Origin of the sequence: Fontibacillus forbon (genome assembly GCF_046559655.1) — a bacterium.
GTDB lineage: Bacteria > Bacillota > Bacilli > Paenibacillales > Paenibacillaceae > Fontibacillus.
The window spans coordinates 424,393-437,167 of record NZ_JBKGFV010000002.1 but is presented as its reverse complement, the minus strand read 5'-3'; the positions used below and the strand labels follow the sequence as shown (position 1 = coordinate 437,167).

Genomic DNA, 12,775 nt, shown 5'->3' with positions numbered 1-12,775 from the left:
AAAAAGCAGAGATGTGTTCCCTTTTAGGGTAATTTAATAGCTGCCTTAGCAAACTATTATTAATCAACTATAACTATTAACAGAGCAAAATTACTAGAAAATTCGAATAAAGAAAAATAACACCGTATTCACGCATCGTGGCTATCGCCACTCGGTTGTCCAGTTGTATAATCGTGGATGAAGTTCAGACAACAAATGACCCAGCCTGAGATAAGAGTCATCTATACCCAAAACTAATCTCTATAAGGACGAAAGATATGAATGACTTAAAACTTGTAAAACCACACCGTGATTTAAAAGATGAATACCTATCTTTTTATCAAGAATGGAAAGAATCTGGCGAAGACGTGGTACCATGGGTCATTAGTGTAGACCCAAGTGATTTCGAGGCAATGCTTAATTTTCTGGAGAACCATGAGAAGGGAGTCGGATTACCGGAGGGCTGGGTATCTGACTATTTGATTAACGCTGGTGGCCATATAGGATATGGAATTCGGCCATCGGAAAGAGGTAAAGGATATGCAACAACTTTACTGAGGCTTTCATTAGTTGAGGCGAAGATACTTGGAATAGAGGATGTTTTAGTTGTCTGTGATGCCTGGAATGTCGCATCGGAGAAAACCATTGTTAAAAATGGTGGAAGATCGGATATAGATTACATAGAGGAAGATGGCAATATAATAAGAAGATACTGGATAAAGAATGTGTAAGTATACTCGAAGAAGAGGGTACAGCGCATAACAACGTATTCACGCTGCGGGCCGCCCGAGGATTTTCAATGAAGTGGATTCAGCCGGACAACCATGCACTGACTAAGTCTGACGACCTTATCAGAAATGATCGCAGAAACAAGTATGAAGAGGGAGATAATTTAATGAATCAACGTCTAGATATAATCAAGAATAATATTGACCAACACGGTTGCTATTGTATGAGAAGTATGCAAAATCAGTCCGGTTACATAAAAAAGGTCAGATGGACTGAAGAGAACTTTGATCGAGGACTAGAATATATCCAAATCAAAGATGGAAAAAAGTCGTTGGGTTTCATAGAGTATGCCCCAGGCCAATACTCCTGGAGGGTAATTCATGCCGACGAATATATGGTGATTCACTGCATATGGGTCGGTGCTCCAGGAATGGGATTAGGCTCTCAGCTAGTTCAGTTATGTTTGGAAGAGGCCAGACAACGGAAAATGAAGGGAGTAGCTGTATTGACGAATGCAGACACCGGATGGGCGCCTAGTAAAGATATATTTATCAGAAATGGCTTTTCTTTTGTTGAGAGTGGACCGCATTCATTTGAACTATATGTATATCCATTTGAATATACGTTGCTGCCTTATTTTCCCACAAATTGGAATGAACGTGTGGCAAGATTTGCTGAAGGGCTGACTATATTAAGAACAGATCAATGTCCATATTTGGATGTAGCTACAGAAAATCTTATCAAAGCAGCTAATACAGCAAATATTCATCCCAATATTATTCATTTTCAAGATCGGACACAGATGATGGAGTTATCTCCTACTCCTTACGGAGTATTTAATGTAGTTTATAACGGGGAATTAATTGCATATCATAGAATGACAGAGAAAGCTTTTTTAAAAGCTCTTCAAAGGAAATAAGGAAATGAAGCCAGGCGTCGTTATTACAAAAATATTAGTTATGCGTAATCACGTAAGTCTGATAAAGTTCTGAACCAATAAACTTAAAACAAAAGGCGGTATCCTATAGTGATTTACCCGAGTACTGAAACCGAAAGCTTTCGATTTGTCTCCGAATTACTGGGGAATGGGAAATCGATAAAATTGTTAAACGAGGGTGAAGCCAATGAAGATAATAAGAGATCAGGAAGAACTTGAAGGAACTTGTTATATCGAAGTTTTACCCGGAAAATACCTTGGTCAGTGCTGGAATGAAAACTCAATTTTTTTTGATGAAGAAGTATTTGGTTATTTAGAAAAATCAATAGAAGAATTATTTCCTGGATATGATCATTACGCATTTAACGAAATAAACCGAGATACTTGGTTGGCGATCCTAGGGAAAATAAACGCGATTGTTAATCTTCTTGATAAGAATGTAACAATTGAATTACTTAAAGAACATGTATATTTTATCTTTGGCAGTTCTGAAGATGAGTTTCTACAAGATTATGATAATAATATTCAGAGACTTCGAGAAATACTAATAGAGTTTGAAACATGGATTAAAGAGCAATTGAAAACTAAAGATTATGTTTCAGTTCTAGGAATTTAATTATTCAAGGAAGTCGTCGCCATCATTTAACACAGCATCCATGCATCGGGCCATACGGCCCTCGGTCCGCAGAAGCATCATCGAGGAAGCGGGAGCTGCGGACACAACGATCCCCTTAAGATTAGAGCAATCTGGGGGGATCAACGTCGTGAATACAAGAACGTTATCCGAAAGAACCGTAAAATCAATGAAGAAGTGAGGTATATGGATGAACAATAAATCTGTTTTAATAGACCAAATAAAAGCTTGTTACAACGACAAGAGCTGGTTTATTCCACTTCAAGAAATTTTAATTGACATATCTGCAATAGAAGCTGCAAAGAAAAATGAAAGCAACCAATCAATTTGGTCGATCGTAAATCATCTTATTTTCTGGAATGAGAAATGGCTTGAGAGATTTAATGTTGAACAAGTTGAATTAAATAATACGTTAAACAATGATGATACTTTTTATGTAAATCCAAATACTATTAATGATGAAGAGTGGAAGGAGACCCTTAACAAACTTGAGACAGTTTTTAATAGTTGGATTGAGGTATTAGAAGAAAGTGAAGAATCCAAGCTTAATATAGAAATACCCACATATTACAATGCTCCCTGGTGGGGAGTAGTGTCAAACTTATGCATTCATAATGCGTATCATATAGGTCAGATAATGCTAATAAAAAAACAAATTCGAATTAATTGAAATTCGCTCTTTACTCTTTTTGTCGAGTTTCTCCAAGTACTTGTATGATCGCTTGGATAACTTAATTTTGTAATTCATTTAGAATATCCTCGAACTTTATAGTCTTCCCCTCAAGGTATTCTTTTTTGGCTTCCCTTATTGCCTGAAGATCATCTTCTGTTAATGGCCCGTCTTCAACTCCTTATTAAGGATATTATCAACAACATTGATTTTAATACATATAACATATTATGAATGTATCGCTCCGGGGTCGAGTACTTCATCTAACGATGTAATACGCTTCGGAGGACAAGCCCCCTCGGTCCCGAAATAGAAGTAGCTCAGACAACAAATGCCCCGGCCTAAGATAAGAGCTAACTAAGGCTAGGGCATTTGTGAATGCACAAACGTTATACGCAACCCTTTAGAAATATTAATCTTTTTTAGAAAGGAGATAGGCAAACTATGAAAAAACGATGGATACTTACGTTATTAATAATTTTGGCTATATTTATGCTCATTGGTATAAACAATTTGAATAAATATGAATCTGAATCTGATGATATATGGGTATCCATTGAAAATCAGGAATGGGAGAATTATGAGAATTTTGCTGGCACCGGTATGTATTTTTATGAGGAAAACAATAAAAAAAATTGTCTGTTCATGATGTATGGGAGTGGTCTTCCTGTAATTGGCCACTATACATCTGAAGTTAAAATAAGAAGTAATCGGGAAATTGAGATCGAAGTTCCTAAATATATGGTCGAATTAAAGGCTACAGACAAAGATCTAGAAAGGTATAGAATTGAACTTATGCAAGGGAGTTTGATAATAAATAAGATGATTTATGAAGCTTCAAAAGAACCACGTAACTACAAATATATTTTGAAGTAAAAGTTTAAGTACACCATTCGTTATACGCAACCTCTTCAGAGAAGATGATTCAGGCGATATATTCAACCAACCAAGTCTGATGGCAAACCAATAAAAGAACCGGGGGTTCAAATGCTCAAATTTACTATATGTTTTATAAAAAGAGCAGATAAAATCTTATTACTAAATAGAGAAAAGCCTAGCTGGATGGGAATGTGGAATGGGGTCGGGGGTAAGATTGAAGCTTGTGAGACTCCAAGAGAATCAATACTCAGAGAGATTGAAGAGGAAACAGGAATTATTTTGGAATCAATAGAGTTTAAAGGATTGGTTACTTGGTCAATAGATCGAATTAGGGTGGGGGGAATGTACACGTATTTGGCAGAACTACCAGAGAATTATTGTTACAAAACCCCAATTAAAACAGATGAGGGAATACTGGATTGGAAAGATATAAACTGGATTTTAGATCCAGAGAATAGGGGAGTGGCTTCTAATATACCAAGAAGTATAGAGATGATAATTAATAAACCAGAGTGCAATGAATACCGTTGCATTTATGAAAATGATCAGTTGATTAAGTTTGAAACAAGAGAAATAAATGAATCGATTGAATATATAAGCGATAACAAGATTTTAGAAAAAGAGATTTTTAGTATGTATTACGAAGAAGGCCATGGCATCAAATAAACGTTCATCCTTGCTCTTTTAACATATATTAATATAATTAACAAAAAGAGAAAGTAAAAACCCATCCCAAGGTTGAACGCCGAAGGCGGGGTTCTCCATTTGATATTAATGCGTAATCCCCGCAAAAATATGAGAATAGGGTAGGTGACTTTAAGGTGTTGGAATTTTTTAAATACAATTGGACGGTTAGAGAAGATTGGTTTAGTCTATGCTCACAATTGCCGGACGACATACTTGTTCAGGAGCGTCAAGGAGGACTTGGTTCAATACTCAAAACCTTCTTTCATATCATTGATGTTGAGTGTAGTTGGATTCAAGGCATAAACGGTGATGTGGTCTCGGAACCGGATTACGAACAATATAAATCATTGGAGCTGATTCGTGAATTATCAAGGGAAAGCCAAGATATAGTAATTAAACACCTGTCAAAATGGACCTCAAATGATGAATTTAAGTCTGTAACTGTGCCATGGTCGTCAAAAACTTACTATTATGGAGAAGTATTAAGACATGTAATCTCACACGAAATTCATCATATCGGTCAATTATCTATTTGGTCTAACGCTATGGGACTCAAAGCAGTAGATGTAAACTATATAGGGAGAGGGTTCATGAAGTCCATATAGTTTTAAATTAAATTAATTTTATATTCAAAATCGATATAATGATGATAGGAGAGCATTTATGATCACATTGAAGGAAATAGATCGACACAATTTTTTTGATGTCATTAAGTTGGGCGTGGCAGATGAACAAAGGGATTTTGTAGCGTCAAATTTGTTTTCGCTTGCACAGGCCAAGGCATTCCCGGAGTGTGTTTGTTTGGCTGTTTATTACGATGATGTTCTAGTGGGATTTACGATGTATTGTATCGATGAAGAGGATCACGAATATTGGATTTATCGGTTAATGATAGATACTAAGCATCAATCAAAAGGTTATGGAAAAGCTGCTATGGAAAAACTTATTGAAAGAATTAAAGAAGATAAGAAACATCGGATCATATACATAAGCTTTGAACCGGAAAATGTTTGGGCAAAACATCTGTATGAAAAATTAGGTTTTAAAGTGGATGGCCGGGTGATAGATGGGGAAATCGTTTATAAACTGGAGTATTAACCATTCAGAAGAGACGTATTTTGAGGGGAGTGCAGAGAAATGAATCTCTTCCAATCCATCGAAGATATTATTAATAGACATAATGAAGTCCTGCCCTTTTCAGGGGCAGCTTTAATCCGGGACAAGGGTATGATTTTTGATCGAGGTTATGGATACGCCAATCGTTCCGATAAAATACCAAATAGTTCTTATACCAGATTTGGAATCGCATCCGGCTGCAAAATTTTTACTTCGGTTGCTATTTGTCAACTTGTTCAAAAAGGCGTATTGTCTTTTGACTGTTTATTAAAGGATTGTTTGGATATTTCCTTTCCTAATTTCGACCCCGGAATTACGATACATCATTTATTAACCCATAGTTCGGGAATACCGGATTATTTTGACGAGGAGTTCATGAATGATTTTGAGGATTTGTGGAAGGACATACCGATGTATTCCATTCAATCCCCCAGAGACTTTCTGCCGATGTTTCAGAATGGCATGATGAAATTCTCCCCAGGAGAAAGATTTTCATATAATAATGCAGGTTATATTCTACTAGGTTTAGTAGTGGAGCAGAGAACAGGGATGGAATTTTCAGAATACGTTGAGAAGAATATATTTCAAAGCTGCGGGATGTTAGAATCGGGTTATTATAGAATGGATCAGCTACCTGAAAGAACGGCTATCGGATATATTGATAATGATGATCAAACTTGGAAGAGCAATGTTTATTCTATTCCAATCAAAGGCGGACCAGACGGAGGAGCATTTACGACGGTTCATGATTTAGTAAGGTTTTGGGATGCATTGTTTAATCACCAATTGTTGTCCCCACAATACACCCATATTTTGTTGACTCCTCATATCCAGGACAATGATCAGACGTATTACGGATACGGTGTTTGGATATCGATGCGTGATAATACTATTCTTAAATACTATGTTATGGGAAGTGACCCGGGAGTAATTATGCAATCATCAGTATACCCGGTAAGCAAGATACATGCTCATATTATTGGTAATATTAATAAGGGTGCCGGTATGATAGCAACTAAAATCGATGAAGTTATCTATATGGTTTGAATTCAGCAATTGCGTTAGAATCCATACAATTAAAGGAGTGCTTGTAATGAATCATGAATTTTCATTTTCTCGAATTGGCTATGTTTATGTGCCTACAACCCAAATTGATAAGTCCATTGCTTGGTATACGGAGAATTTGGAATTTAAGCTCATGAATAAGTTCCAGGATAGAGGTTCATTCATGGCGGTCTTACATCACCCGCATAAACATTCGATCGCACTCGTATTAATAGAAACGAATGATACAAAACCATTGGAAATAACAAGGAATGGGAAACCATTTCCGATCATGGCTATCAATTGCCCTAACATTGAATACACATACAATTTATTAAAGGACAAAGGGATATCAATAGATGAATTACAAACTCTTGGAGAAGGAGAAGCTAAGTATTTTTATTTTAGGGATGAGGAAGGAAATCTGTTAGAAGCAACTTGGTCAATATGGGATCCGAAAGATGAAATTAAACAAGATTTTTAAAACAGAAGGATAAAGAGTAGAAGTACAACAACGTTTCTAGTCTTTATCACGATTGGTTGTTTTGTGTTTATTGCCTTTGCTGTCATAGGTAACCCATTCACCAACAGGTTCCCCCATTTCAAAATACCCTGAACGCTTTTTTGTTCCATCTTGGCGATACCATTCCCAATAACCGTCTGGCTTATCATCAATCATTTTTCCCTTTGACCATATGGTTTTTCCGTTTGCGTGGTACTTAATCGTGTAGCCGTCTATCACTTCCAGTTTCTTTTCCTTAACACCGTTTGGGTGTATCAGATCACAATTTTCATTTTCCATGACATGACCTCCTAGAATCAGTTTTTTTAACTATATCACAATTCAATGATGAAGTTGTTTATGATGGATAATTATATCTCAGATTTAAACCAAGAAGGATGAGCATGATGAAGGAATTAGAAAGGGCTATAGAACTCAGAGAATCAGGGGAATTGGAAGAAGCCAAATTCTTATTGCTTGATATATTACAAATAGAGCCTGAGAATTCATCGGTTTGGTATCAGTATGCATGGGTTCATGATGTCTTGGGACGGGAAAGAGAAGCAATCCCTTATTATAAGAGGGCTTTAGAATTGGGGCTGGCAGAGGAAGAAAAACAAGGCGCATTATTAGGGTTGGGAAGCACTTATCGAACATTGGGGATGTTCAAAGAATCCAAGGCAGTATTTGAAGAAGCGATAAAAGAGTTTCCAGAGCAAAGAGAATATTCTGTGTTCTTGGCTATGGTTGAGTATAATCTGAAAGAATATAGCAATGCCATGGAAATTTTATTAAAACAGTTAGCGGAAACAAGTAATGATAAGGGCATTCAGTCATACAAAAAAGCAATTCTATATTATTCCGATAAGCTGGATCAATTATGGGACTAGACCCCTATGAAGAGGTGACAGTTATGAAAGACTACATTAAAGATATGCGAAACATAGTGGGTAGTCGTCCCATTTTGATGTGCGGGGCTAGTGTCATTATATATAATTCGACAGGTCAAGTGTTAATGTTACATCGGACAGATAATGATAGCTGGTGTTTTCCGGGAGGGGCAATCGAACTCGGTGAAAAGATTGAGGAAGCGGCTATAAGAGAAGCTTTTGAGGAAACCGGACTGGCTGTAGATAACCTGAATCTGTTTGCTGAATTATGAAGGAAAAGAGGTTCGCTTTTTTGATATTGATGAATTACCGGAGAAGATCAGTCCTCCAGTAAGACCTGTAGTTGAAGAACTAAAGAATAGAAGGTTGGAATTTTGCAGTTAGCCATTCTGAAACATTTAAATTTGTGAAACCAAAACTAAATCATGAGATTGAAAATTGGATTAGATCGTTTAAAAACACGTTGGTTATAGAAGACCTTTTGTTTTGTCACGGCACCCCATTCTTAAATAATCAATATTTATTAGAAGAAATACACGAAAATGAAGTTAGATATAAGAGCCCCGATCAACTCTTGATGGAACTGGGGGAAGTCCCGCAAAACTATATATTTTGTGGTCACAGTCATGTGTGTAGAACGACTTATCTACCGAATGGCAAGTTGATTATAAATGCGGGGAGTGTAGGTTTGCCTGCCTATAATGATGAAGTGCCCTATCCGCATGTGATGGAATCAAACTCATCTTATGCAGATTATGTCATTGCCTATAAGACCGCATCAAAAAAATGGAGTATTGAGCATGTAATGATTCATTATGATTGGGATAATGCCAGTTCCGTTGCTGAAAATAACGGGCGAAAAGATTACGCATTTGCCATAAAGACAGGGAGAGCCATACAAAGGGTGTGATCATAATGGTGAGAAATTACTTGTCCGCCTCGTGGTAAATGTATTGAATTTTTAAAGGAGTAAAACATGAAGAGACTAATTACTCTATCGTTAATGGCAATTATGATTATTAGCTTACTTGGGTGCTCTCAAGACAAAATACAATTAATCCAGGGCAATTGGGTGGCCGAATTTGCTGATCAGAAAGTGCAAACCGAGGAAGAGCTAAGTCACTATAATTACTTGCAAATCTCACCGTCTGAGATTAAATTAATGAATTTTACTAACCGGATTCAGGACAAAGCAACCCTAAGAACATTTGATGAAAAGTCCGAGTTTATGAATTATGAATGGGAAGGAGATAAGCAAATTATAATAAATGATAACCGATATGAGATTGTGTTGAAGAAAAGCAATATGGTAATAAAGAATGAGAACATTGAGATTCATTATAAAAAAGATAAATAGTGATGCATTAGAGTTAAAAGGAATGGTGACAAATTTTAAAAAGAATACTTAATATATTTATAGTTATCATGATTCTCGTAATGCTATATTTTGGCTATATTATTTTCTTCGATGCGCCAGTTGAATCTAAAGAGATTGCATCTTTACAAATAAATTGGGGAACAGCAGGATTGATATTAACTATACTGCTTTTTGTACGTCTCCATCTTAAACGAAAAGGTTAAACTTTTCGAATAGAGAAAAGCTTAGGTTATCGGCTCAGAGGGGGATTCGAGTTCCGGGCCAGTGAGTCCCAGTGTATTTCGAACGAATTGACCAATGTTGCGGATGGCCTGCTGAGCTTCGGGGAGCATGTACGCCATACTCTGAAATACGCTCCACATATTCTCCCATATTTCTAGTGAAACATGAACTCCGGCTTTTCGGGCGCGGTCCGTGAATCGTGTAGCATCGCTTAGCAGTACTTCATGATCGCCTACCTGAATCAGCAGATCCGGTAAGCCCTGTAATTCCATTCTGAGCGGTGACAATAGGGCCGGCTTGTCTGCCGGCAGGTGGCCGAAATAGGCTTCACCGATCATTAGGTTATTTTGCAGGCTACCCGTAGGGTCTAATTGAGCCCGGCTGTAATACGATTCTCCATCCAGGTGAACCAGATCCGTATGCGGTGATAAGAGAAACGCCCCTGCGGGGAGGTCCTGTCCGGCATCTCGCAAAGATAGGAGAGTCATCAGCACCAGGCTCGCCCCCGACCGAATCCCCGCCGAGCATGATATTGCCGGCTTTATATTCGTTTGCCAAAAGGAAACGGTATGCATTCAAGCAATCTACATTGGCGGCGGGATAGGGGTGCTCGGGAGCCAGTCGATATTCGATCGTCAACACCCGTACCCCGCTGGATTCCGAAATTCTCGCAACCAAATCACGATAAAACAGACAGTTTCCCGCAACAAAACCGCCGCCATGAAAGTATAGAATGACTTGTTCATGATTATCTCGGGCAGGGGTTTCACCGGCACTCATCCATTCTCCATGGATATTCCCGAGCGTAACGGGCTCTACCTTCGCATGCTCCAGTGTTGGCAGGTTAGCTGCCGCTTCACTTATACCTTGACGAATTTGTTCCACTGTCGCACTGCCGAACATATTCATTTCTTTTAGATACTTTTTGATTGCGGCAAGTTGTTCCGTGCTTGTTTTCATGTTCATAGGAATTCCACCTCACTACGTAATTTGAATAAGGTAACTGTAAATCCTGTAGTAAGGTACAAGGTCAAGCTATGATTCCATGTTTAGAATCTGGAGCACTTCCGTAACTCCGGGATGCTTTTTTACGGCTTCAAGGTGGGTCTTTAAATCGTTTAACCTCGCTTTTGTTTGCTCTAGTCCGGCAATTTCCGCGTGGATACGATCTACTTTCCGCTCAATTACAGAGACGAAATCTTCGATATGAATCTCCTTATTGCTCGACTTGGTCAATGCCTTCTTGATTTCCTTCAACGTAAACCCGCATAGCTTGGCGTTTTTAATGAAAGTAAGCCGGGTCAGCACTTCCTTCGAATAAAGCCGATAACCGGATTCGGAACGCGTAGGGGCAGCAATCAGTCCATAGTTCTCGTAGTACCTTAAGGTTTCTATATTTACATCCGCCAACTTGGCTACTTGCCCTCTCAAATATCCATCCATAAATTTATCTCCTTTGTAAAACTCATTAATGATAGAATAACATGGAATAAGCTGGAGGAAGCGAGCGATTGGACTTATTTGTTAAGCGGCAGTCTTGCCATAGTACCTTACGGATTGGACGGTGATTATATGAGACGGCAATTATTTTACATACTATCGCTTCTTATATTTGTATTATTGGCTGCATGTGGTGTAGAGGTTGACGAAGAGATAAATCCGCAGATTCCACAGGATTCGCAAATGTCGATGGACCAACCTGAACCGCAGAAGGAAGTTACCGAGGTTATCGAAGAGATCCGCGAAGACACAAAACCGGACATCGATAACCTCATTCCTTCCGGGTGGAGTTTATTTCAGATTAGAGAAGGAGAGCCGGCTAAAGCTGAAGGGGATTTGAATAAGGACGGAATTTCTGATATTGCAGTTATCATTGAAAAAAATACGACCACAGCAGATGAAGCCCCGCCACGGTCATTAATGATTGCATTTGGTACGGAAAATAACGGGTACTCCCCCTCGATCATTGCGGATCAAGTCCTTTTAACTGCAGATGAGGGAGGGGTGTGGGGAGATCCATTTGAAAGTCTGACGATTCATCGGGGTTCCGTACTGATAAGCGAATACGGCGGAAGCAATTGGCGATGGTATAATAAATACCGATTTAGATACCAAGATGACGACTGGTACCTGATCGGCGCAACCTTCGGGGAATATCACACTTTAACAAACACGCTCGAAAACGCGGATGAACAAGACTATAACCTGTTAACGGGGGACTATATTGTAAGATACACCGATGAAAACGGAAAAGTCCATACGGAGAAGGGGAACAGGGGAAAGAATGAATTGGTGACTTTGCGAGAGTTTAATATGGAGGATATGTAGGGGGAGAAATTGGAATGGACCAGCTTAGACTTGTAAAACCTCAAATCGAATTTAAAGCAGCGTATTTGGATTTTTATCAGGAATGGAAACAATCGGGCGAGGATATGGTACCTTGGGTTATCGGTAAAGATCCCGGTGATTTTCAAGACATGTTGGACTTTCTGTCGAACAATGAAAAGGGTATCGGCATACCCGAAGGCTGGGTTCCGGATTCAACGTTTTGGTTAGTAAATGATCTAAGTAGAGTGTTAGGAGCCGTTAATATCAGGCATCGATTATCCGATTTTTTGCTTCATGCGGGCGGCCATATTGGGTACGGAATCCGTCCGTCCGAAAGAAATAAAGGATACGCCTCCGTTTTGTTGAAACTGGCTTTATTAGAGGCTAAGCAACTAGGCATTTCGGATACTCTGGTTGTTTGCGATGCTGATAATATTGGCTCGGAAAAAACGATCATTGCCAATGGCGGCAAACCGGATTCGGTTTACATTGAGGAAAACGGAAATGTAATCAAAAGGTACTGGATTAGAAATAATTAAGAAGGCTTTGCTAAGGGCCTATCCCATCGTCAATCAATTGCGCCTTGCGGGACTTGCTGCTATACTTTGCGTATGATATTTGATTGGGGGTTATACCGATGGCAATACAGAATTGCTCATTAGCTAGGATTTCCTCATGCAAAGCCTGATCTGGGGCGATACTTTGCGTGGGGCGCGATAGAATGGATTCGATCGCCCATACTTAACTTTATCGTTTCTAATAACGGGCTTTGCACCTTAA

The 12,775-nt window shown here is 38.6% G+C and carries 19 protein-coding genes and 1 pseudogene; 16 read left to right on the top strand and 4 right to left on the bottom strand.

What is annotated here, in order from left to right; genetic code table 11:
• The first annotated feature begins 257 nt into the window (after positions 1-257).
• From ACLB09_RS08820 to ACLB09_RS08775, 10 genes are all read left to right on the top strand, one after another.
• Positions 258-710: a GNAT family N-acetyltransferase gene (locus ACLB09_RS08820; protein WP_410769439.1), complete on the top strand. Its 453-nt coding sequence runs from the start codon at positions 258-260 to the stop codon at positions 708-710.
• A gap of 68 nt (positions 711-778) precedes the next feature.
• Entirely contained in the window at positions 779-1,627 is an 849-nt protein-coding gene (locus ACLB09_RS08815; RefSeq protein WP_410769438.1) for a GNAT family N-acetyltransferase, read from the top strand.
• A 205-nt stretch (positions 1,628-1,832) separates the two neighbouring features.
• Entirely contained in the window at positions 1,833-2,261 is a 429-nt protein-coding gene (locus ACLB09_RS08810; protein WP_410769437.1) for a hypothetical protein, read from the top strand.
• 208 nt (positions 2,262-2,469) lie between these two features.
• Positions 2,470-2,949 carry a DinB family protein gene (locus ACLB09_RS08805; protein WP_410769436.1) on the top strand — a complete coding sequence of 160 codons (480 nt, stop codon included), beginning with the start codon at positions 2,470-2,472 and terminating at the stop codon, positions 2,947-2,949.
• A gap of 444 nt (positions 2,950-3,393) precedes the next feature.
• Complete coding sequence (locus ACLB09_RS08800; protein ID WP_410769435.1) at positions 3,394-3,825, top strand: hypothetical protein; 432 nt, start codon at positions 3,394-3,396, stop codon at positions 3,823-3,825.
• A 111-nt stretch (positions 3,826-3,936) separates the two neighbouring features.
• Positions 3,937-4,494 carry an NUDIX hydrolase gene (locus ACLB09_RS08795; protein WP_410769433.1) on the top strand — a complete coding sequence of 186 codons (558 nt, stop codon included), beginning with the start codon at positions 3,937-3,939 and terminating at the stop codon, positions 4,492-4,494.
• Positions 4,495-4,649: 155 nt separating this feature from the next.
• Positions 4,650-5,120, top strand: a complete 471-nt coding sequence (locus ACLB09_RS08790) for a DinB family protein (protein WP_410769432.1) — start codon at positions 4,650-4,652, stop codon at positions 5,118-5,120.
• A 58-nt stretch (positions 5,121-5,178) separates the two neighbouring features.
• On the top strand, positions 5,179-5,613 hold the full coding sequence (locus ACLB09_RS08785) for a GNAT family N-acetyltransferase (RefSeq protein ID WP_410769431.1): 435 nt from the start codon (positions 5,179-5,181) through the stop codon (positions 5,611-5,613).
• A 39-nt stretch (positions 5,614-5,652) separates the two neighbouring features.
• A complete protein-coding gene (locus tag ACLB09_RS08780) occupies positions 5,653-6,678 on the top strand; it encodes a serine hydrolase domain-containing protein (protein WP_410769430.1) in 1,026 nt (341 codons plus the stop codon).
• 46 nt (positions 6,679-6,724) lie between these two features.
• Positions 6,725-7,159 (top strand): VOC family protein, encoded by a 435-nt coding sequence (locus ACLB09_RS08775; protein ID WP_410769429.1) that lies wholly within the window; start codon positions 6,725-6,727, stop codon positions 7,157-7,159.
• Positions 7,160-7,195: 36 nt separating this feature from the next.
• Here the strand turns inward: ACLB09_RS08775 and ACLB09_RS08770 are convergent, their stop codons facing one another.
• Positions 7,196-7,477 carry a toxin-antitoxin system YwqK family antitoxin gene (locus tag ACLB09_RS08770; protein WP_410769428.1) on the bottom strand — a complete coding sequence of 94 codons (282 nt, stop codon included), beginning with the start codon at positions 7,475-7,477 and terminating at the stop codon, positions 7,196-7,198.
• Positions 7,478-7,584: 107 nt separating this feature from the next.
• Between ACLB09_RS08770 and ACLB09_RS08765 the strand changes: the two genes are divergently transcribed.
• The 4 genes from ACLB09_RS08765 (at position 7,585) to ACLB09_RS08750 (ending at position 9,424) form a co-directional block, all read left to right on the top strand.
• On the top strand, positions 7,585-8,067 hold the full coding sequence (locus ACLB09_RS08765) for a tetratricopeptide repeat protein (protein WP_410770061.1): 483 nt from the start codon (positions 7,585-7,587) through the stop codon (positions 8,065-8,067).
• 23 nt (positions 8,068-8,090) lie between these two features.
• The gene (locus tag ACLB09_RS08760) at positions 8,091-8,339 is read left to right on the top strand and encodes an NUDIX domain-containing protein (RefSeq protein WP_410769427.1); all 249 of its coding nucleotides are present in this window, start codon (positions 8,091-8,093) and stop codon (positions 8,337-8,339) included.
• 134 nt (positions 8,340-8,473) lie between these two features.
• Complete coding sequence (locus ACLB09_RS08755; protein WP_410769426.1) at positions 8,474-8,977, top strand: metallophosphoesterase family protein; 504 nt, start codon at positions 8,474-8,476, stop codon at positions 8,975-8,977.
• A gap of 66 nt (positions 8,978-9,043) precedes the next feature.
• Positions 9,044-9,424, top strand: coding sequence for a hypothetical protein (locus tag ACLB09_RS08750; protein ID WP_410769425.1), 381 nt, complete (start codon positions 9,044-9,046; stop codon positions 9,422-9,424).
• 245 nt (positions 9,425-9,669) lie between these two features.
• Here ACLB09_RS08750 and ACLB09_RS08745 read toward each other — a convergent pair whose 3' ends face one another.
• From ACLB09_RS08745 to ACLB09_RS08735, 3 genes and pseudogenes are all read right to left on the bottom strand, one after another.
• Positions 9,670-10,242 (bottom strand): alpha/beta hydrolase fold domain-containing protein, encoded by a 573-nt coding sequence (locus ACLB09_RS08745; protein WP_410769424.1) that lies wholly within the window; start codon positions 10,240-10,242, stop codon positions 9,670-9,672.
• A pseudogene (locus ACLB09_RS08740) lies at positions 10,181-10,447 on the bottom strand (alpha/beta hydrolase fold domain-containing protein); the annotation flags it as partial. The pseudogene ACLB09_RS08740 and the gene ACLB09_RS08745, both read right to left, overlap by 62 nt.
• A gap of 255 nt (positions 10,448-10,702) precedes the next feature.
• Positions 10,703-11,110 carry a MerR family transcriptional regulator gene (locus tag ACLB09_RS08735; protein WP_410769423.1) on the bottom strand — a complete coding sequence of 136 codons (408 nt, stop codon included), beginning with the start codon at positions 11,108-11,110 and terminating at the stop codon, positions 10,703-10,705.
• A 129-nt stretch (positions 11,111-11,239) separates the two neighbouring features.
• On the opposite strand from ACLB09_RS08735, the gene ACLB09_RS08730 reads away from it, so the two are divergent.
• Both ACLB09_RS08730 and ACLB09_RS08725 read left to right on the top strand, forming a co-directional pair.
• Positions 11,240-11,995 carry a hypothetical protein gene (locus ACLB09_RS08730; RefSeq protein WP_410769422.1) on the top strand — a complete coding sequence of 252 codons (756 nt, stop codon included), beginning with the start codon at positions 11,240-11,242 and terminating at the stop codon, positions 11,993-11,995.
• A 14-nt stretch (positions 11,996-12,009) separates the two neighbouring features.
• Positions 12,010-12,534, top strand: coding sequence for a GNAT family N-acetyltransferase (locus tag ACLB09_RS08725; protein WP_410769421.1), 525 nt, complete (start codon positions 12,010-12,012; stop codon positions 12,532-12,534).
• Positions 12,535-12,775: the final 241 nt, after the last annotated feature.

Coding starts and splice junctions, on each gene's coding strand:
- ACLB09_RS08820 (WP_410769439.1), top strand. CDS start 258: ATGAATGACTTAAAACTTGTAAAACCACACCGTGATTTAAAAGATGAA.
- ACLB09_RS08815 (WP_410769438.1), top strand. CDS start 779: ATGAAGTGGATTCAGCCGGACAACCATGCACTGACTAAGTCTGACGAC.
- ACLB09_RS08810 (WP_410769437.1), top strand. CDS start 1,833: ATGAAGATAATAAGAGATCAGGAAGAACTTGAAGGAACTTGTTATATC.
- ACLB09_RS08805 (WP_410769436.1), top strand. CDS start 2,470: ATGAACAATAAATCTGTTTTAATAGACCAAATAAAAGCTTGTTACAAC.
- ACLB09_RS08800 (WP_410769435.1), top strand. CDS start 3,394: ATGAAAAAACGATGGATACTTACGTTATTAATAATTTTGGCTATATTT.
- ACLB09_RS08795 (WP_410769433.1), top strand. CDS start 3,937: ATGCTCAAATTTACTATATGTTTTATAAAAAGAGCAGATAAAATCTTA.
- ACLB09_RS08785 (WP_410769431.1), top strand. CDS start 5,179: ATGATCACATTGAAGGAAATAGATCGACACAATTTTTTTGATGTCATT.
- ACLB09_RS08780 (WP_410769430.1), top strand. CDS start 5,653: ATGAATCTCTTCCAATCCATCGAAGATATTATTAATAGACATAATGAA.
- ACLB09_RS08775 (WP_410769429.1), top strand. CDS start 6,725: ATGAATCATGAATTTTCATTTTCTCGAATTGGCTATGTTTATGTGCCT.
- ACLB09_RS08770 (WP_410769428.1), bottom strand. CDS start 7,477: ATGGAAAATGAAAATTGTGATCTGATACACCCAAACGGTGTTAAGGAA.
- ACLB09_RS08765 (WP_410770061.1), top strand. CDS start 7,585: ATGAAGGAATTAGAAAGGGCTATAGAACTCAGAGAATCAGGGGAATTG.
- ACLB09_RS08760 (WP_410769427.1), top strand. CDS start 8,091: ATGAAAGACTACATTAAAGATATGCGAAACATAGTGGGTAGTCGTCCC.
- ACLB09_RS08750 (WP_410769425.1), top strand. CDS start 9,044: ATGAAGAGACTAATTACTCTATCGTTAATGGCAATTATGATTATTAGC.
- ACLB09_RS08745 (WP_410769424.1), bottom strand. CDS start 10,242: ATGCATACCGTTTCCTTTTGGCAAACGAATATAAAGCCGGCAATATCA.
- ACLB09_RS08735 (WP_410769423.1), bottom strand. CDS start 11,110: ATGGATGGATATTTGAGAGGGCAAGTAGCCAAGTTGGCGGATGTAAAT.
- ACLB09_RS08730 (WP_410769422.1), top strand. CDS start 11,240: ATGAGACGGCAATTATTTTACATACTATCGCTTCTTATATTTGTATTA.
- ACLB09_RS08725 (WP_410769421.1), top strand. CDS start 12,010: ATGGACCAGCTTAGACTTGTAAAACCTCAAATCGAATTTAAAGCAGCG.